Origin of the sequence: Undibacterium parvum (assembly GCF_003955735.1) — a bacterium.
GTDB classification, from domain to species: Bacteria; Pseudomonadota; Gammaproteobacteria; order Burkholderiales; family Burkholderiaceae_D; genus Undibacterium; species Undibacterium parvum.
In genome coordinates, this window is sequence record NZ_CP034464.1 from 835953 (window position 1) to 855445 (window position 19493).

The following is a 19493-nucleotide window of genomic DNA, read 5'->3' on the forward strand; positions in this document are numbered from 1 at the left end:
GCTGCCAAAAAAATTGGGAAAATCGCACCATCTTCCGGTAAAGCGCTTGCATCTGCACTGCAGCCTCGTTAGGATAGCGTCTCTCAAATTTGCATCCAAGGTATACTGGCAACTGTCAGCACTGTCAGCACTGCCAGCGCACGCCACCATAGAAAACCATGACTATCATCATCAACGAAGAGCTACGCGCTTACATCGATCCCTTAACGCTCAACGAGTATCAGGCCTTGGAGCGCAGCATACAGACCGAAGGTTGCCGTGATGCACTGGTGCTGTGGGGCGAAGTCTTAATCGACGGACATAATCGGTATGCGATTTGCCAGAAACACGGGATAGAATTTAAGACCGTACAAAATACCCGCTTCACCAGCATAGAAGATGTGATGCTGTGGATGATAGATAATCACCTGGCGCGCCGCAGCGTCTCGGACTTTCAACGCGGCGTGCTGGCCTTGCGCAAAAAAGAAATCGTCGCAGCCCGCCTCAAGCAAAACGAAGAACCTGCTTCGGCTGAGAGTCCGGCTGTCGAAGTCGCGCCTAAACAGACGCGCGAAGAAGTGGCAAAAATTGCCGGCATCAGTAGTAATGCCATCAACCAGATAGAAAAAATTCAGCGCGCCGCAACCCCAGAATTAGTCGCAGCGGTGCGCTCCGGCACCATCTCCATCAATGCCGCAGCTACAGTGGCTTCACTGCCTAGCGAGCAACAAGTGGCGGCCGTGGCTGGCGGTAGAAAAGAATTACAACAAGCGGCCAAGCAAGTACGTGAAATGCGCGCCGCCAATCAAAGCAGCAAACCACGTGAAGAGAAACCAGCAGCGCCACTCAGTGCAGCGGATGAAAAAATGGCATCTCTGGTCGCTGAAAATAACTCACTCAAAGCCCAGGTAGCAGAATTAACCCTGGCACTCAAAGCCGCACGCGAAGCGGCGTAAATTAGGGCTTAAATTAAAGTGAGTGAGGCAAATTACGCTGAACTCTTTAGGACTTACGCAAAATCGCTCCAGCTAGCTGCGCTGCCGAAGACAGTAACCTAGTACGGCAAGGCCAGTGCAACAACGCTGGACTGATTTTGCGTAAGTCCTACTCTTGAAAAATTAGTTTTCGCCCATAATTGGGTGCGAGATTTTCATGATTTACCCAGTTTGTTTCATGTAGTTGGCAAAATTAGTAAAAATTAAAGATGTTCCACACTCACACTAACCTCAAACATAGATAGGAAACTTCCCATGGTAATTAGCGTCAACGGCACTGAAATCAGCGAAGCCAATATCGCCACAGAAATCGCCCATGCAGTCGCCGCCGGCCAGCCTGAAGGCGATGAGCTGCGCGATGGCGCCATCCAGGAACTTATTTTGCGCAAGCTCATGCTCGATGAAGCAGCACGCTTGGGCATCAGTACTGCCAGCGATGAAGAAACCGTTGGCACCCTGCTCGATCAAGAGGTTGATTTTGAAGATGCAGACGAAGCCACCTGCCGCGCCTTCTACGATCAAAACCCTGCCAATTTTCAGCAAGGCGAAATGGCAGCAGCTAGCCACATCTTGTTTTCCATCAATGACGATGCCAGCGCTGGCTTAGTCAAGGCAAAAGCCGAAGGTGTGTTGGAGCAAGTACAGGCAAATCCTAGTCACTTCGCTAGTCTGGCGCGTGAGCATTCCACTTGCCCATCGGGTAAAGAAGGCGGCGCCTTAGGTAAGTTTGGCCGTGGCCAGATGGTTCCTGAATTCGAGACTGCAGTGTTTAGCACCGCCCCAGGCGCGATCGCTCCCGGTTTGATAGAAACGCAATTTGGTTATCACATCATTCAAGTCACAGAACGTGAAGGCGGCGAAGCGGTCAGCTACGACGACGTAAAAGAAAGATTGCAAGAGTTCTTGACTGATATGGCCGGCCGCAAAGCCACTCACGCTTATCTGGCAAAATTATTGGCAGCAGCCAAAGTAGAAGGCTATCAATTCCCGGCTTTTTAAGTAGCAAAAATACCCTTAAAAAAGGGGCAGGAAGATGATTCTTCCTGCCCCTTTTTTTATTTTGCAGCCGGAGCGCGATTCCAATCTTCTTTGGCCACTAGCTTTTCTTGTGCTGGATCCCCCAGATAATGCGGTGACATAATCTGTACCCCATATTCATTGAAAACATCCTGAATATTTGCATGCAGCAAATTCATCACCTCAGCCCTAGGACGTGGCTCACTAGGGACCGCCTGGCAGATCAGCAAGTACTCAGGGTAAAAATCCGACAAGGCAGTCTGAAACACTTTGGGCGCAGGCTCAGTTAATACGCCAGGCGTACGCAAAGCCGCTTGTATCAACATCGCATGCACCTGTCGCCAGGGAGTGTCGTAGCCTATCGTTACCTTGGTATCGACCACAAAACCAAGCCCCTGCACCACTCTAGAATAATTTTTAGTCACATTGCCCAACACCAGAGAATTCGGCATGGTCAACTCCACCCCCATACCGTTGCGAATTCTAGTCGTGAACATGCCCATTTCGGTGATCGTGCCTTCATGCTCCAGTACATGGATGAATTCGCCTTTACGATAAACCCGCGAATAAGTCAAAATCAAGCCACTGGCCGCCTGCCCTATCAAACTAGAAGCCCCCAAAGAAATCATCAAGCCAACCAGAACGGAGACCCCTTTGAAAGCCTCAGTGCCGGCACCGGGTAAATACGGGTAAGCCATAGCCAGTGCAAACAGCCAAACCGCAGTGCTGGTGATACGGCGCGTTGGTCTTACCAGATCGGCATCCAACCACGACACCCGCAGAGCGCCATTTTGTATGCTATCAAAAATACCGCTCAGTCCTTGATTGACCAGTTTAGCCAAAAAGAAAATGACTAGCGCAGTAAATACATCCGGTATCGCTTTGAGTATTGCGGAACCTATATTCGCAACCAAATTAAATAAGAAGCTGTTTAAATGCTCGCCCCAAGGACGAGTAAACGGAAACTGCGACATCACTAAACTAAGCCATTGGTAAGTCAGTAAAAATACGATGACCCATAGCAAGAGTTGAAACAAGCGATGCAAGATCCACAAGGTGCGCTCGCGGTTAATCAATTTTGCATGCACCAGATCCAAACCATCCAATTTGGCACTGGCGAACGACAAGATGCGTGCTTCTATCAGGCGTCGCAGGCGCTGTACGCCCCAGACCAGGACTATGAAAACAATACTGGCGACTAAAACGTAGCCAGCAGCACGCAGCATATTCTCGACACTGCGACTCTCCTGAGTTTCCAGCACGACCGCACTGAGTTTAGTGACTACGTCTTTAGCCACCCCTTCCAGCGTCTCCTGTTGAAATTGATCGACGTCATCGGGTGCAATATAAAAACTGCCAGCCCCATCAATTTGTATCAGCATGCCTGGAGGCATAGACAAGGCAGTCACCTTGTGACGCCCATTGGGGCTAATTTGTTGCTCTATGCGTTTTTGAGCACGTGTAACTCTATCGACTGGCTCTATTCCCAACACGGAAGCCCGAAAGACAATGATGTCACGATTGAAAATACTAAGACTGGCTTCCTTCACTTTTTGCTGAGTATTTTGCGCATTAGCCAGCTCTTTATCGGCAGCCAAACTTGGTAAGGCAATGCACAGCAAACACAGAAAGAAAGCAAATCTAAGCAAAATCATTTTCAGTCGTCCTTCTTAGTAGTGAGTAATTGAGAGCTTGAAATGTAGAGCCGCATAAATCACGAGCCCCAAACAAATTTACATTATTTCTAGCTATCTTATCAGCTATTTTCTTGCAAATTTCGAAAATAACAGCAAGAGCAGACTATAAAAACCGGCACAAAAAACCGCATATCGTAAACACTCTTATAATTGCTCCACCTTACACAGAAAGAAAATCATGAATCAAGCCATGTACTCCAGCTCTATCCCAGTATTTAAGCAAATGCTCAATAGCCTGCAAGTCATTTTAAGCAAAGCCGAAGACCATGCAGCAGCGAAAAATATCGATGCAAATGTTTTTTTGCAAGCCCGTCTTAGCCCTGATATGTTTTCACTGACGCGTCAAGTGCAGATTGCAGCTGACTTTGCCAAAGGCGTCGCTGGACGTTTAGCAGGCGCAGAACTGCCAGAATTTGCCGATGATGAAATTAGCTTCGCCGACTTACGTGGACGTATCGCCAAGACTTTGGCCTTTATCGACAACTTAAGCCCAGCCCAATTTGAAGGCGCTGAATCACGCGAAATTACGCTACGCCCAGGTACTCCAAAGGAAAAAACCTTGATCGGCTCGGCCTACCTCTTAAGCTATGGTTTGCCACAATTTTTCTTTCATGTCAGCACCGCTTACGGCATCCTTAGACATCATGGGGTAGAACTGGGCAAACGTGATTACATGGGGCAGTATTAATCATTAAGTAATTAGCTAAGCAATTAACTTAATATCTCAATACAAAAAACCTTACCGAATAGCTAAATTATTTAGTTCGTTTTTTTGTATTGAAGCTTTAAAAATCAAGCAAGGGCTTAAGTTTTCATAAAAACAACATTATTGCCACTTATAACAACAGTTTTAGTGATAGTCTTGCTTTTAAAACTAAATAAATACACACTTGCATTACTCGCTTTTCAGTTTCCATCGGAAAAGTAAGGATCCATTGTCTTGCTATTTAACCCTATTTGAGCTCCACCATGTTTTCGCGCCTCCTGAAGAAAAATAAGCCCAGCATTCCCAACTACGAAGAGAAGCGATTCTTTCGTCATGAAGACGAAATTTTCTATGGCCGCTTACGGAGAGCTTTGCCGAATTGCTATATTTTTCCAAAAGTTGAGCTATCCGCGTTAATGGAACCGGTTAGCATGAGCGAAAAACAAAGATTAGCTGAGTTGGAGCAACTTAAAGGCCGCAAGGTTGACTACGCGATTTTTGATGCCAGCCTAGGTTTGCTGTGCGTGATTGAACTGAGCGCGCAAGCCGAGTCTGAGGACAGCCAAGTCTCGAACAGCGAATATTTAAAAAGCGCAGGTATTAAGAGCATACGCTGGAATCAAAATCCTCTGCCTTCTTCGGATCAGATTTTGCGAACACTCGCACCATTTTCCTCTCTGGCTTCACCTAAGCCAGATATCGCCGCCAGCACCGTTATCAAAACCTCTTATGTAGAAGCACCCAAGACCTTAGATACGGTACAGGTAATGTATCAGTCGGATCCCGAGCCAAGTAACATCATGGGTTTGACGGTCGCGGCAATAGAGAGGCTGGCACCGAACGGGCATCTTAAAACACGCTATCCCCATGTCTGGCAGCGTATTTGCCTGTTTAGTACCGAGCCTAAGCATCTTAAAAAATATCTAGCCTCGCTCTTCTTGCAAGATAGAGGCGTCGAGCGCGCCGGATTTCCTGCCGAAGTGATCAAGGAAATCACCGATATTCAGGGTGAGAACGAAAGATTTTTGCAAGTATCGATGCCACGCGGCACGACTTGGGACACTACATTTATTAACCGTTAGGGCCGCAAAAGCGCCTCTGCAGGCGCTTGTTTTTTGCAAACGAGCCTAATCGCCAAATCAGCATGTTCAAGTCCAGACTGAAGTCGTTTCCCGTACTACAGACGGATAGCTACCAACTCCGAAAAATTAAGCGTAGCGATATTGATAGTGTTTTCAAGGGACTATCGAATCCGCGCGTGAGCAACTGGTATGGCGTCACTTATGCCAGTAAAAAAGCCACACAAAGCCAAATGAAATGGTATCGCCGCATACTCAAAGAACAAACCGGTATCTGGTGGGCGATTTGCTCAATAGAAAATCCTACACAGCTTCTAGGAACTTGCGGCTTTTATCACTACGATAAAGACAATCGAAATGCCGACATGGGGTATTGGCTACACGAAGAATTTTGGGGGCAAGGGATCATGTCTGCATGCCTGCCTGTCATGTTAGCTTATGCGTTTTCACGAATGCATGTACACCGTGTGGAGGCCGAAGTCGAACCGGAAAATTTTGCCAGCATCGCTTTGTTAGGCAAACTAGGATTCCAGTTTGAGGGTAGACGCAGGCAATGTGAATGGAAAAACGATCATTACCTTGACCTGGAATACCATGCGCTACTCAAGCTAGAATTTAAATAAATTAGGACTTACGCAAAATTGTTCCAGCTAGGCGAGTACAACGACGCTGGGGCGGTTTTGCGTAAGTCCTATCAATTAAAGATCCGGCTGCATCAAATGTCCAAGCTTGCTGACCTTAGTGCTTAGGTAGCGCTCATTGTATTGATTGCGCTCTATGATTAAAGGGATATGTTCTTCTACCCGTATCTGCATCCCTAGCATCGCCGAAATCTTGCGCGGATTGTTGGTCATCAATCGCAAAGAGCTGATTCCCAGATGCTTTAACATCGGCTCTACCAGGCTATAACTACGTAAATCCGCGGCAAAACCCAGTTGTTGATTCGCTTCTACCGTATCAGCTCCCTGATCTTGCAAACGGTAGGCATGCACCTTGTTTAACAGACCTATGCCACGTCCTTCTTGCCTGAGGTAGAGCAAGACACCACGACCTTCTTTGGCAATTTTTTGCATAGCCATCTCTAGCTGAGGTCCACAATCACAGCGTTGACTAAATAAAGCATCGCCAGTCAGACATTCTGAGTGCAGACGCGCCAACACCGGCGTGCCATCTGCAACATCACCCAGAGTGAGCGCAATATGCTCTTTACCGGTAGCCGTTTCTACAAAAGCATGCATCTGAAAAGTCGCCCAGGTCGTTGGCAATTGACAGGACGTGACATATTCCAGTGCTTGATCTTCGGTAGTTACTGGCAGGTCCTTACTAGGCATAACAATTCTCACGGATTCTTTTTCGAGGTTAAGGCTGGTAATTTGAAACAGTGGGCGCAGCAGCGCACTCGCTTATTTCAATCACAGCGACAGTATAAACGAAAGCGCTAGCCTAATAGAACGCTGCGAACGATCGTCCTATTTTTTCTTTCGCTTGTTCTTTCTATCTCTCTTATTTATGGGCAAATCTTAAAAACGCAAGTCTAGTAAAAAAGGCACGAGGGGCAGCGCTCTTGCGCCCGCTCGTGCCTTGCTGTAGAACTGAACTAAAAAAACGATTGTAGAAAATTATACTAACGCTTTAATTGTGAAATATCCCTTACCGCACCACGATCGGCCGAGGTAGCCAGCGCGGCATAGGCTTGCAGAGCTTGCGAGACATAGCGTTCACGGCTGACTGGCTTCCACGCCAGATCACCTTTGGCATCCATCGCGAGGCGACGGGCGGCCAGATCAACATCGCTGATTTTAAGGTGCATGCTACGTCCGGGAATATCGATTTCTATGATATCGCCCTCTTCCACCAAGCCGATTGCCCCGCCCTCAGCCGCTTCTGGTGAGGCGTGACCGATTACCAGCCCGGAGGAGCCACCAGAGAAGCGGCCGTCGGTGAATAAGGCGCAAGCCTTGCCCAAGCCTTTGGATTTGATGTAGGAAGTCGGATACAACATCTCTTGCATACCAGGACCACCTTTAGGGCCCTCATAACGGATGATGACGACATCGCCTTCATGTACGGTGTCACCCAGGATAGCCTCGACCGCGTCATCCTGACTCTCAAACACGCGTGCCTTGCCGGTAAATTTCAGGATACTTTCATCCACACCCGCCGTTTTCACGATACAGCCGTTCTCCGCCAGATTACCGTAGAGCACCGCCAGACCGCCGTCTTGCGAATAGGCGTGCGCCTTATCGCGGATACAGCCTTCAGACCTATCCATATCGAGACTATCAAAACGCTGCTCTTGTGAGAATGCGGTTTGAGTAGGCACACCACCAGGTGCCGCGCTAAATAACTTACGCACGGCCGCGCTGTCGCTGACCATAATATCGTTCTGAGCGATTGCCTCTGCCATCGTCGCGCTATGCACGGTAGGCAGCGAGGTGTCGAGCAAACCGCCGCGCGCTAACTCGCCAAGGATAGCGATAATGCCGCCAGCTCTATGTACGTCTTCGATATGGTATTTATCCGTCATAGGAGCGACCTTGCACAGGCATGGCACCTTGCGCGAGATGCGGTCTATATCGGCCATCTTGAAATCGACACCGGCTTCATGCGCCGCCGCCAGCATGTGCAATACGGTATTGGTAGAGCCGCCCATCGCCACATCCAATGCCATGGCATTCTCAAAAGCGGCCTTAGTGGCGATAGAGCGTGGCAAAACCGTGTAATCATCCTGCTCATAATGGCGCTTCGCCAAATCAACGATCACGCGACCGGCGCGTAAAAATAATTGTTTACGGTCAGCATGCGTGGCCAGAATGGTACCGTTACCGGGCAAAGACAGACCCAGAGCTTCGGTCAGGCAATTCATCGAATTGGCCGTAAACATCCCTGAGCAAGAACCGCAAGTCGGGCACGCAGAGCGCTCGATACGGCCGATTTCCTCATCCGAGACGCTGCTGTCGCCAGCCTTGATCATGGCATCGACCAGATCAATCTTCATGATTTTTTGTACGCCAGTTTGCTTAGGATGCAGGGTTTCTAAGACCTTGCCAGCTTCCATCGGGCCGCCGGACACGAACACCACTGGGATGTTTAGACGCATCGCGGCCATCAACATACCTGGGGTAATTTTGTCGCAATTCGAGATGCACACCATGGCATCAGCGCAATGGGCATTGACCATGTACTCCACCGAATCGGCAATCAATTCGCGCGAAGGCAAGGAGTACAACATGCCGCCGTGACCCATAGCGATACCGTCATCCACGGCTATGGTATTAAATTCTTTAGCGACACCACCGGCCGCTTCGATTTCACGCGCCACCAATTGCCCCAAATCTTTTAGATGCACGTGTCCTGGCACAAATTGGGTAAATGAATTGACCACGGCGACGATAGGCTTATCGAAATCGCCGTCCTTCATACCGGTGGCACGCCATAGCGCGCGCGCGCCCGCCATATTGCGGCCGTGAGTGGTGGTACGTGAACGATATACGGGCATGCTGATTCTCCAAAAGATAGACTTAGTCGTGATGAGTACAGCTTGCCTTGCCTAGGCCCATATGTCAAATAGCAAATATCAAACAAATTAAGATGTTTTACATATAAATAGATCAAAAAAAAAGCGGAGCATGTTGGCTCCGCTTTCGTCCCATCATGCCGACTCTGTGCAGAGCCGGCTTAAGGCGATCTAATATTTACTCTTGATGATACTTAGTGACGCGCTCAACTTCGTTTTTTGAACCTAGGAACACCGGTACGCGCTGATGCAACTTAGTCGGTACGATATCGAGCATACGCTGCTTACCATCTGTGGAAGCACCGCCGGCCTGCTCGACGATCATGGACATGGGGTTGGCTTCATACATCAAACGCAATTTACCTGGTTTATCGAGATCACGCGCATCGGCCGGGTACATGAAAACCCCGCCGCGGTTCAGGATGCGATGCACATCCGCCACCATAGAGGCGATCCAACGCATATTATAATCCTTGCCCAGAGGGCCGGTCTTACCCGCCATCATTTCATTAACATAACGGGTGACTGGAGGAAACCAATGACGCGTATTCGAGGCGTTAATGGCAAATTCCTGCGTGTCTTCCGGGATCTGCATATTGCGCTGAGTCAGCACCCATGATCCCATCTCTCTATCAAGCGTAAAGCAGTTCACACCATGTCCAGTTGTCAAGACCAGCATGGTTTGGGGGCCATACACGGCATAACCTGCGGCCACCTGCTTGCTACCGGCTTGCATAAAGTCTTGCTCAGTCGGCGTGCCCATGCCTTCCGGCGCTTTGAGGACAGAAAAAATAGTCCCGATAGAGACATTTACATCGATATTGCTAGAGCCATCGAGTGGATCAAACAAGAGCATGTACTCGCCCATAGGATAACGATTTGGGATCGGATGTATGCTTTCCATCTCTTCCGATGCCATCGCAGCTAAATGGCCACCCCACTCATTGGCTTCGAGCAAAATTTCATTGGAAAGTATATCCAATTTCTTTTGTACTTCGCCCTGTACATTTTCAGTATCGGCAGTACCCAAGACTTCGCCCAAAGCACCCTTGCCGACCGCATGGCTAATGGTTTTGCAGGCTCGTGCAACGACCTCAATCAAGAGTCGCAACTCGGCCGGTATCGTATTGTTTAGACGTTGTTCTTCGACCAGATGTTGCGTCAGACTTACTCGTTTCATGTTTTTCCTTTGAATTTCTATTATTGAATCAGGATGCCAATGCTTTGCTAACGACTTCCAGTACGTCTTTCGAGAGTTTTTTAGTCTCTGCCACTTTTTGCAATGCCGCTTTCATATGCGCTTGCAGATTTTGTGGATATTTTTTCCATCTATCCAGACTACGCGCCAAGCGGGCCGCAACTTGCGGATTGAGTTTATTCAAAGCGATCACCAATTCTGCCCATAAGGCGTAACCACTGCCATCGGCCGCGTGGAAGCGGGCTGGATTGGCATTGCAGAAATTAAAGATCAGGCTACGCGCACGATTCGGATTGCTTAACGTGAAGGCTGAATGCTTCATTAATTCTCTGACCTTAGCGACATCGCAAGTGTAAGCGCTGGCCTGCAGCATAAACCACTTGTCGATTACCAGAGCTTCGTTCTTGAAGTCTTTATAGAATTTTTGCAGAGACTGCGCGGCGGCTTTGGTATTTTTGGCGGAGCCTGAAAAATTACTCAAGCCGCTCAATGCTGCCAGTCTATCTGTCATATTCTGTGCTTCATCAAACTGAGTCTTGGCCAGCATAAAGGTCGCATCATCGGGCCACGCCAGTAAATACGCAAGGGCGACATTCTTCAAACCACGTTTTGCCGCAGAAACCGCATCCGGGCTATATTTACCCGGTGTCAGATTATTCTCATAAGCACTCAATAAATCCGATTTCAGATGTTGCGCTAAGCTTGCGCGCACAAACTGGCGTGCCGTGTGTATGCTCTGCGGATCAACCACGGCGAATTCTTCCGCGATCATTGCTTCAGAAGGCAAGGTCAGCACCACTTCGCGGAAAGAAGGATCTAAAGTGGTATCGTTTAAGGTGGCGCGTAAGGCCTCAATGAACATCGCATCGAGTTCCAGCTCCTCGCCTTTTTGCACGGCATTAGTTAGCTTCACCAAACGGCGCGTTGCCAAGCGCTGACCAGCCTCCCAGCGATTGAAGGGGTCGCTGTCATTCGCTAACAAATGCCCTAATTCTTCGTCGGTATAAGCGTACTCAAGCACCACCGGCGCCGAGAAATTGCGCAAGATCGAAGGTGTAGGTTTTTGCGTGATGCCAGTAAAGCGGAAAGTCTGGCTCTCTGCGGTCAGCTCTAGTACCAGCGTGTTGTTACTAGTCGTGGTTTGCCCCTCTAATTGCAGCTTGAGGTCTTTACCATCCGCACCTAACAAGCCGATCGCAACCGGGATATGGAAAGGCAGTTTCTTGCTTTGTCCTGGCGTGTCGGGGCAAGTCTGACTCAAAGTTATTTGGTAGATCTTGGCATCAGCGTCATAACTGGTTTCTGCCTTGACGCGTGGGGTACCGGCCTGGCTATACCAACGCTCAAACTGTGCCAGATCGTGGCCGCTGGAGTCTGCCATGGCAGCACGGAAATCATCGCAGGCGACGGCCTGACCATCGTGGCGCTTAAAGTACAGATCCATGCCTTTGCGGAAGCCATCATGACCGAGCAAGGTGTAATACATGCGCACCACTTCCGCGCCTTTTTCGTAAATTGTGACCGTATAAAAATTATTGATTTCTACGAAGGAATCGGGGCGTACTGGGTGTGCCATAGGGCCGGCATCTTCCGAAAACTGAACCTGACGCAGCACACGCACATCTTCGATACGCTTGACCGCCCTGCCCGTTTCTGTACCGACCAGATCAGCGGAAAATTCCTGATCGCGAAATACCGTCAAACCTTCTTTCAGCGACAACTGAAACCAGTCGCGGCAAGTGACACGGTTACCGGTCCAGTTATGGAAGTATTCATGACCGACTACCGATTCTATGCCAGCGTAATCGACGTCGGTAGCAATACTAGGATTGGCCAGGACATACTTGGTATTGAAAATATTCAAACCCTTATTTTCCATGGCACCCATATTAAAGTCGCTGGTAGCCACGATCATGAAACGATCTAAGTCAAGTTCAAGGCCAAAGCGCTCTTCGTCCCAACGTATGCTGTTTTTCAGAGAATCCATGGCATGCTGGGTCTTATCCAGATTGCCGGCCTCTACCCACACCTGCAGCAAGACCTTACGGCCAGATTTCAGCTTATATTTTTCTTCCTGACAGACCAATTTACCGGCCACCAAGGCGAACAAATACGAAGGCTTTTTAAATGGATCTTCCCAGGTAGCATAGTGGCGGCCATCACCCAGATCACCTTCGGCGATCAAATTGCCGTTGGATAATAAGACCGGGTATTTCTTCTTATCACCACGCAACATGATGGTGAAAGTTCCCATCACATCTGGGCGATCAGGGTAATACGTAATCTTGCGGAAGCCTTCGGCCTCACATTGGGTAAAGAAATTCCCATTCGAGACGTACAGGCCGGACATCGAAGTATTTTTACCTGCCGCAATCACCGTCTCAATTTCCAGCGTCACCACATCGGGCGCGTTGAGGATAGTCAGCTTGCCATCGGCAATGCTGTAGGCGCTTTTTTTCAGATTCACGCCATTCATGCGCAACTGTAAGAGCTTGATCGTTTCACCAAATAAAACCAGATTTTTCTCGCTGCTATCATGATTACGACGCATGGTCATACGAGTGGCAACGTGGGTAGCAATCGGATCAAGATCAAATCCCATTTCTACGGTATCAACCCAAAAACCTGGGGCAATATAGTCTTTGCGGAAAATAGTAAGGGGTTGGCTGGCGATGTCTGTGCGCATAGAATTAGTCTCGTAAATGTCAGATGAGAGTCAAAGTTTTACTCAAGTTTCAACAAAGCTTTGCTTAGCCGACTATTTTACCAAGCCCAGCGTGGCTACATGACAGGAATATCGCATAAGCAAAGAATATTTGGTATTTATACCAATTCCTGAACTCTTAGGAAAAATAAGCGAGGACTTACTGATTTTAGCGATGAAGGCTGATAAACCAAAACCTAAGTGGTCTTAGCGCAACGCGTAAAACAGCTACGTATCCAAAGCAACAAGGCCAAGACGCAGTACCCATGCGGGCTGCAGGCAACATGCCGCCCGCAGGCGCATGTTTATTGCGCGCTGGCGGCATGGCGTTTTTTTTCTGCTAAGGAGCTATTCGCTAGGGTCTTTTAAGGCGTCGATCAAGGCCCTATCGACCACCGAGTCAGAGACTATCTGAGTCACGCTTCCAGAACGGAACTTCGCGATCAATTCTTCCCCCGAAATAGAAAATGCATCATGTCCCTGGCGATTGGTGAAAATATAGCGGGTGCGTTTAGGGCTGACCCATGCCAGTTTATAGCGCGCCTGTGCATCATTCGCTTGGACGAAGTTGAGCCAGACACCGCGATTAAGTACCTCTACCTGTTGCGACCATTCGTCGGGATGCTTATCGATCTGATTTTGCACATGCCGGTTAAGTCTGCGTTCGCTGGCGCGCTGCGCGATATTCACCGCGATCTCGACTTGCCGTCTAGGTGACAACTCCAAAGGCGCACGGGCAATTGCGGCATGCCGTTCGGCTAATTTAGAGAAAAAGAACACTCGATCTGGCTCATCCCATTTAATCGCATTGAGCCAGGCGTTGAGCAAAGACAGCATAGAAGGCAGCTTACTGACCAACTCTTTACGCTCTTCCGCACTGTTTTTGGATTTCAGGCTCCAGATCAAATCATCCATGGTCTTGAGAGCATTCTCAAGCGCATGCGGCTTTTTATCCTTAACGCTATGCGCAATGGTCAAGATGCGTATCCATTGCTCTAGCAAAAAAGTTTCCAAAAATCCTGCAACTTCACCGGTCTCAACCCGAATTGCGACATCATGTTCTGCGAACTCTCTGGCCAGCCGCATTTTTTCTTGCTTCAGAGCGGTCTCTACCGGGAGCGTGATGGCTTCTTCGGTTTTGTCTTCTTCTTCCTGCAAGAAGGCTTCGAGGTCAGCCACCACGTCCGAGAACAAATCAATTTGCTCATCGAACTCGGTTTGCACGCGCTCGACCACCCCTTCAATCATGTGGTACAAAGGATCTTCACTGGTCGCATCCGCATCGAGTAAAGCACCCGATTTGGCCAGGGTATCGATCAAGACCCGTGCCGGATGGGTTTCTTTAAAAAAGAAATCCTTATCCAACAAGGCCACTTTCAAGGTTGGGATCTGTAATTGCCCGATCAGCCCCTTAATATCCTCAGGGATAGTCGGATCATTGAAGACAAAATCAAAAATCCTAGCCAGTAGCTCTATCGTACTTTGATCAACATCGGTCAGGCTATCGGCCGGCGCCTGCCTAGACAATTGACGCAAAGGTGACTCACCTCGAACGCCGGGCTGGACACTGGCATCATGATCCATGCCTTGCTCACTGAGCGGGCCGGTCTTTTGTATGCTGGTCAGGTAATTAAAAAACTGCCGGTCTATGGTCACTGTGTCGGCGTTTGCCTGGGCCGCATTGCCCCCACCATGGCCCACGCCATTGCCAGCCCCCGAAAAACCACCGCCAGTTCCGCTCCACGCCAGAGATCCCGCTGTTCTTTTTCCTGAGCCAGAAATGGGCTGCCCAGAAAAGATGCTTCGCAATTTATTATGCAAATAGGGATCTCTATCGTCTATCTCGTCCTGACTATTCGCATCAGAGTTTTTGCCTTTACTGCGATACACATCGCTAATGTCGGGCATGATGCCACGCGCAATCAGGCCCTCATTGATCTCATTAAGTATAGGTTTTAATTGTAAAAAAATATTAGGTTGCAGTAGCCGCAATACCAAATGATGCGATTCTGGCGTTGCATCAAATTCTTTCCAGGCCTGGTACACGGCATGTACGAAAACATCAGGGCGAAATGGATTCTGCGAAATATTGATAGGCGTGCGCCTGAGCACATTGCCGATACGGATATTGAGTGCGACCAAAATATCGGCGTTATTGACTTCCAGGGCTTGGCTTAAATTTCGGATTAAGAGCTTACTCTCCATCTCATCAAATGACACCAGCGAGAAATCTTCTGCGTCCTTTTTCACCGGTTTTTTCTTGGCATTGATGGTACTGACTTCTTTAGTCAGCGCCGCATTGATTTGCCCGACCACCAGACGATAAAACGCCGTATTGTTTCGCTTTAACAGTTGAAAAGCCTGAAAACTGGCGCTCGCCTCTTCTGGTCGTATGGTTTGATCAGATAATTTAAACAGTGCATCGGTCAGACGCGCCGAAAACGCCTCTAATTGAGACGAGACCAAATGCGTTGCGATAGGCACCAGGGCCTGCAAGATCAATAAGCGACTGGAGTTGGAAGCTTCGCCTTTTTTTACCGAGCTCGATAGCGGTATGTTATCCATGATTCACCCAAGGGATGGAAGTAAAAGGCCTAGATCAATTTGAATAATACGCTTCTGTAGCGAAGGTAATCACAACAATCAGCATCACCGCAAAAAACAGCACTGCCAACAAACGACCAAATTTAGGGCTAGCGTCTGGCTCTGGCACTCCTTGTTGTGCATCCGCCGATGCTGAAACTGAGGTTGAGGCTGAATTACTCTCTTTTGATCCTGATGTCTGATTCATTTTATATCTGCTGTCTAGGCATTTCAATCGGTGGATGTTAACAGAGCCGAGCACGCTACTGGAAAAAACTGTTGATTTACAGAACGAAACTGCGGCAGGCTGTTGTTTTTCGTACATTAAGATCTAAGCAGTACAGTCACTGAGCGCGTTGGCGGCTATTTTTTACTCAATAAATACATGCCAGCCATAACTAAGACCGTGCCCGCCAATTGCCAAGTTGTGACCGCCTCGCCTAAGAAAATCGCACCTAAAAATAGGGTCGATACTGGCCCTACCATACCCGCTTGTGAGGCGGTTGCAGCACCAATTCTTTGCACTGCAAACATGGTGAGAAATACTGGCAACACGGTACAAAAAATCGCATTAATCAGCGACAACCAATATACCGGTGCTGGCTGTATCAACATACTGGCCGGCCGCAAAGCAAAAAATTGCGTGATACAGGCCACGCTAGAGACGCACATGGCATACGACACCAGTCGTAAAGAGCCTAGCCGCATCACCAATTGCCCCGACTGTATCAAATACAGGGAATACGAAAGCGCAGCGCCCAACACCAAGGCCGAGCCGAACAAAACTTGCTCCCCGCCGAACTTCAAATCATGGACAAATACCAGCACGATACCCATGTACGAAAGGCTCAACGCAGCCCATTCTATGCCGCGCACTTTACGCTTCAAAAACACCGCAGAAATCAACAGCACAAAGCTTGGGGTCAAGAACAATATCAGTCTTTCCAGTCCGGCAGTAATATATTGCAAGCCCATAAAATCGAGAAAACTGGATAAATAGTAGCCGACCAAGCCCAAAGCCACCAGACGCCAGCGATCAGGATTCGATAAACGCGGCCCTTGCCGTGCCTGCCATAAGGCAATCAACGCAAAAATCGGTAAAGAAAATAGCATACGAAACGCGATTAGGGTCACCGCATCCACCGGATAACGATAAATCAGCTTGGCGACGATGGCCTTGGTGGAAAACAGGACTGCGCCAGAAATCGCGATTGCCAGACCGATCAGATATTGCCGCCGGTCATGCGAGGGGGAAAGGGGTGAACTCATAGCCTACATTGTAAAGCGTAACGCTTGAGCGTGGTCTAGTATGATGGATTCAAATCAACGCTGGGCTAACGCGCATATTCCATGCGGCTTTCAGGCCAGCATGCCCGCAAAGCCGCATGGAATATGCGCGCTGGGCATGGTCGTTTTAAATCGGCCTAATCACTCACGCTGCACTTCCGCCTGAGTTAACGTGATAGCGCCCTCCTAGCGTTTTTTTTAAATCGAACCTTACACACCGCGTAAAATTTCTCGCCCTAGCTGCGAGCCCATGCTGCGCACAGCCAATTTGAGCATGGTTTCTGCAACATTATCTTTGCGCAGCACACCATCATTGCCACCGAACAGATTGTCAAACATAGAATTAAATACGTCACCGCTATCGGAACACAGCCTGCGCCATCACTTGTAAGCTCAAGCTTTGACTGCGCAGTTGATGCACGCATGTCGATTTGCTCAATCGGACAGCAGATTTAGCTCATTAGTTTAATTTTTCGCAACAGATTTTTCTATGTGCAGTGGTCTAGACATGACTTTAAAAGTTCTATTATGGAATTCGAATAAAATCAATATGTTAGAATAGCGCCCTTCATTATAAAACCAAAGCGAAGAAAACCAATAGGCGCAAGGCGCGACCTGCATTCTTAGTAGCGGTGAACTATTGCAAATCCAGAGAGAGCGACCATGGCCGGACATAGTAAATGGGCAAATATTAAACATAAAAAAGCAGCAACAGACGCCAAACGTGGCAAAGTCTGGACCCGCTTGATTAAAGAAATTACCGTCGCCGCGCGCATGGGTGGCGACGATGTCAACACCAATCCACGCTTACGCCTGTCGGTGGACAAGGCCGCAGATGCGAACATGCCGAAAGAAAACGTCACACGTGCGATACAGCGCGGTGCTGGGCTATTAGAGGGCGCGAACTATGAAGAGGTTCGCTATGAAGGTTACGGTATTGGTGGCGCCGCCATCATTGTTGACTGCATGACTGACAATCGGGTTCGTACTGTGGCAGAAGTACGCAATGCCTTCAATAAAAATGGCGGCAATATGGGCAATGAAGGCTCAGTAGCTTTCATGTTCACCCATTGCGGGCAAATGTATTTTGCGCCAGGCACCAATGAAGATGCGCTGATGGAAGCCGCCTTGGAAGCCGGCGCAGACGATATTACGAGCGACGAAGAAGGCGGTATCGAAGTACTCACGCCACCGCACGATTTGTCGGCAGTCAAGGATGCATTGACCAAAGCCGGTTTTAAATCCGAAGTGGCTGAAGTGACTATGAAGCCGCAAACAGAAACTGTAGTGACTGGTGACGATGCAATAAAAATGCAAAAACTGATCGACGCACTGGAAAACCTGGACGATGTTCAGGAAGTGTATACCAACGTCATCATCGAAGATTAATCAAAAAATTGGTCTTCAATTGAGTAGGCAATTCTAGAAATTTTAAGTTAAAACAAGAGCGCAATATGAAAATTCTCGTAGTCGGCTCCGGTGGTCGTGAACATGCACTGGCTTGGAAATTGACGCAATCTGAACGCGTTCAGAGCGTCTTTGTCGCGCCTGGCAATGGTGGCACAGAACTCAATCCTTACCTGATCAACATCCCTCTCACTGACCCGGTCGCGTTGGCTGAGTTTGTGATCCAAGAACAGATAGGGATCACCGTAGTTGGACCGGAAGTACCGTTGGCCGCTGGCATAGTCAACATTTTCCGAGATAAAGGCTTAAAGATTTTTGGCCCGAGCAAGGAAGCAGCGCAACTGGAAAGCTCAAAAGATTTCGCTAAATCTTTCATGCAAAGACATGCAATACCGACTGCGGAATATCAAACCTTCTCCGACTTGCAGGCGGCACACGCCTACATCAGCGCAAAAGGCGCACCTATTGTCATCAAAGCCGACGGCCTGGCCGCAGGTAAAGGCGTGGTGGTGGCAATGTCATTAGACGAAGCACATGCGGCAGTTGATATGATGTTGTCGGACAATAAGCTAGGCGACGCTGGTGCACGCGTCGTCATCGAAGAGTTTTTGGTGGGCGAAGAAGCCAGTTTCATCGTCATGGTCGATGGCAAAAATATTTTGCCACTGGCCACCAGCCAGGATCACAAGCGTCTGCTAGATGATGACCAGGGTCCGAATACCGGTGGCATGGGGGCTTACTCACCAGCACCTATCGTGACCCCGCAGTTGCACGCACGCGTGATGCGCGAAATTATCCAGCCTACGGTACAGGGGATGGCCAAGGATGGCATCGTCTTCACCGGCTTTTTGTACGCCGGGTTAATGATCGATGAACACGGCAATCCTAAGACTTTAGAATTTAACTGCCGTATGGGCGATCCTGAGACCCAGCCTATCATGGCGCGTTTAAAAACCGATCTGGTCAACGTGATGGAACATGCCGTCAATGGCACCTTAGACGCGGTCGAACTGGAATGGGATAGACGTACTGCGATGGGCGTTGTTATGGCGGCCGCTGGCTATCCGGATGATCCGCGCAAAGGCGATGTCATCTCTGGCATTCCGGACGAAACGCCAGACTGCATCACCTTTCATGCCGGTACCACGATCATGGATAAGCAATTGCTCAGTAACGGTGGTCGTGTCTTATGCGTGGTTGGCTTGGGCGACACCGTTAAACTAGCGCAAAAACATGCCTACGATACGGTAGAAAAAATCCGCTTTCAGGGTGCGCAATACCGCCGGGATATAGGCTGGCGCGCACTAAATAAAAAGCACTAAAT

Annotated in this window: 16 protein-coding genes; 7 read left to right on the top strand and 9 right to left on the bottom strand. The window is 48.9% G+C overall.

Annotated features, from left to right (window positions below; translation table 11 throughout):
- Positions 1-158: 158 nt before the first annotated feature.
- Both EJN92_RS03625 and EJN92_RS03630 read left to right on the top strand, forming a co-directional pair.
- Positions 159-935, top strand: a complete 777-nt coding sequence (locus EJN92_RS03625; RefSeq protein ID WP_126126572.1) for a ParB N-terminal domain-containing protein — start codon at positions 159-161, stop codon at positions 933-935.
- A gap of 294 nt (positions 936-1229) precedes the next feature.
- On the top strand, positions 1230-1973 hold the full coding sequence (locus EJN92_RS03630) for a peptidylprolyl isomerase (RefSeq protein WP_126126573.1): 744 nt from the start codon (positions 1230-1232) through the stop codon (positions 1971-1973).
- 56 nt (positions 1974-2029) lie between these two features.
- Here EJN92_RS03630 and EJN92_RS03635 read toward each other — a convergent pair whose 3' ends face one another.
- The gene (locus EJN92_RS03635) at positions 2030-3646 is read right to left on the bottom strand and encodes a mechanosensitive ion channel family protein (RefSeq protein WP_126126574.1); all 1617 of its coding nucleotides are present in this window, start codon (positions 3644-3646) and stop codon (positions 2030-2032) included.
- Positions 3647-3866: 220 nt separating this feature from the next.
- Here EJN92_RS03635 and EJN92_RS03640 point away from each other — a divergent pair, with 220 nt between their 5' ends.
- The 3 genes from EJN92_RS03640 to EJN92_RS03650 all read left to right on the top strand — a co-directional run bounded on the left by EJN92_RS03640 (position 3867) and on the right by EJN92_RS03650 (position 6096).
- Positions 3867-4376 carry a DUF1993 domain-containing protein gene (locus EJN92_RS03640; protein WP_126126575.1) on the top strand — a complete coding sequence of 170 codons (510 nt, stop codon included), beginning with the start codon at positions 3867-3869 and terminating at the stop codon, positions 4374-4376.
- 281 nt (positions 4377-4657) lie between these two features.
- Positions 4658-5476 (top strand): DUF2726 domain-containing protein, encoded by an 819-nt coding sequence (locus EJN92_RS03645; RefSeq protein ID WP_126126576.1) that lies wholly within the window; start codon positions 4658-4660, stop codon positions 5474-5476.
- Between the two features lie 62 nt (positions 5477-5538).
- Positions 5539-6096 (top strand): GNAT family N-acetyltransferase, encoded by a 558-nt coding sequence (locus EJN92_RS03650; RefSeq protein ID WP_126126577.1) that lies wholly within the window; start codon positions 5539-5541, stop codon positions 6094-6096.
- 75 nt (positions 6097-6171) lie between these two features.
- On the opposite strand, the gene ribA is transcribed toward EJN92_RS03650, so the two are convergent.
- The 8 genes from ribA to EJN92_RS21765 all read right to left on the bottom strand — a co-directional run bounded on the left by ribA (position 6172) and on the right by EJN92_RS21765 (position 17101).
- Complete coding sequence (gene ribA, locus EJN92_RS03655) at positions 6172-6804, bottom strand: GTP cyclohydrolase II (protein WP_126126578.1); 633 nt, start codon at positions 6802-6804, stop codon at positions 6172-6174.
- Between the two features lie 293 nt (positions 6805-7097).
- Entirely contained in the window at positions 7098-8972 is a 1875-nt protein-coding gene (gene ilvD, locus EJN92_RS03660) for a dihydroxy-acid dehydratase (RefSeq protein WP_126126579.1), read from the bottom strand.
- A gap of 196 nt (positions 8973-9168) precedes the next feature.
- Entirely contained in the window at positions 9169-10170 is a 1002-nt protein-coding gene (locus EJN92_RS03665) for a class 1 fructose-bisphosphatase (protein WP_126126580.1), read from the bottom strand.
- Positions 10171-10198: 28 nt separating this feature from the next.
- Positions 10199-12874, bottom strand: coding sequence for an aminopeptidase N (pepN, locus tag EJN92_RS03670; RefSeq protein WP_126126581.1), 2676 nt, complete (start codon positions 12872-12874; stop codon positions 10199-10201).
- 366 nt (positions 12875-13240) lie between these two features.
- Positions 13241-15457, bottom strand: a complete 2217-nt coding sequence (locus tag EJN92_RS03675; protein WP_126126582.1) for a DUF1631 family protein — start codon at positions 15455-15457, stop codon at positions 13241-13243.
- Between the two features lie 34 nt (positions 15458-15491).
- Positions 15492-15683, bottom strand: coding sequence for a hypothetical protein (locus tag EJN92_RS03680; RefSeq protein ID WP_126126583.1), 192 nt, complete (start codon positions 15681-15683; stop codon positions 15492-15494).
- A 155-nt stretch (positions 15684-15838) separates the two neighbouring features.
- Positions 15839-16744, bottom strand: a complete 906-nt coding sequence (locus tag EJN92_RS03685) for a DMT family transporter (RefSeq protein ID WP_126126584.1) — start codon at positions 16742-16744, stop codon at positions 15839-15841.
- Positions 16745-16972: 228 nt separating this feature from the next.
- Positions 16973-17101 (bottom strand): DUF853 domain-containing protein, encoded by a 129-nt coding sequence (locus EJN92_RS21765; protein WP_227869695.1) that lies wholly within the window; start codon positions 17099-17101, stop codon positions 16973-16975.
- 324 nt (positions 17102-17425) lie between these two features.
- On the opposite strand from EJN92_RS21765, the gene EJN92_RS03690 reads away from it, so the two are divergent.
- A complete protein-coding gene (locus EJN92_RS03690) occupies positions 17426-18151 on the top strand; it encodes a YebC/PmpR family DNA-binding transcriptional regulator (RefSeq protein WP_126126585.1) in 726 nt (241 codons plus the stop codon).
- Positions 18152-18216: 65 nt separating this feature from the next.
- Positions 18217-19491 carry a phosphoribosylamine--glycine ligase gene (purD, locus tag EJN92_RS03695; protein WP_126126586.1) on the top strand — a complete coding sequence of 425 codons (1275 nt, stop codon included), beginning with the start codon at positions 18217-18219 and terminating at the stop codon, positions 19489-19491.
- Positions 19492-19493 lie beyond the last annotated feature (2 nt).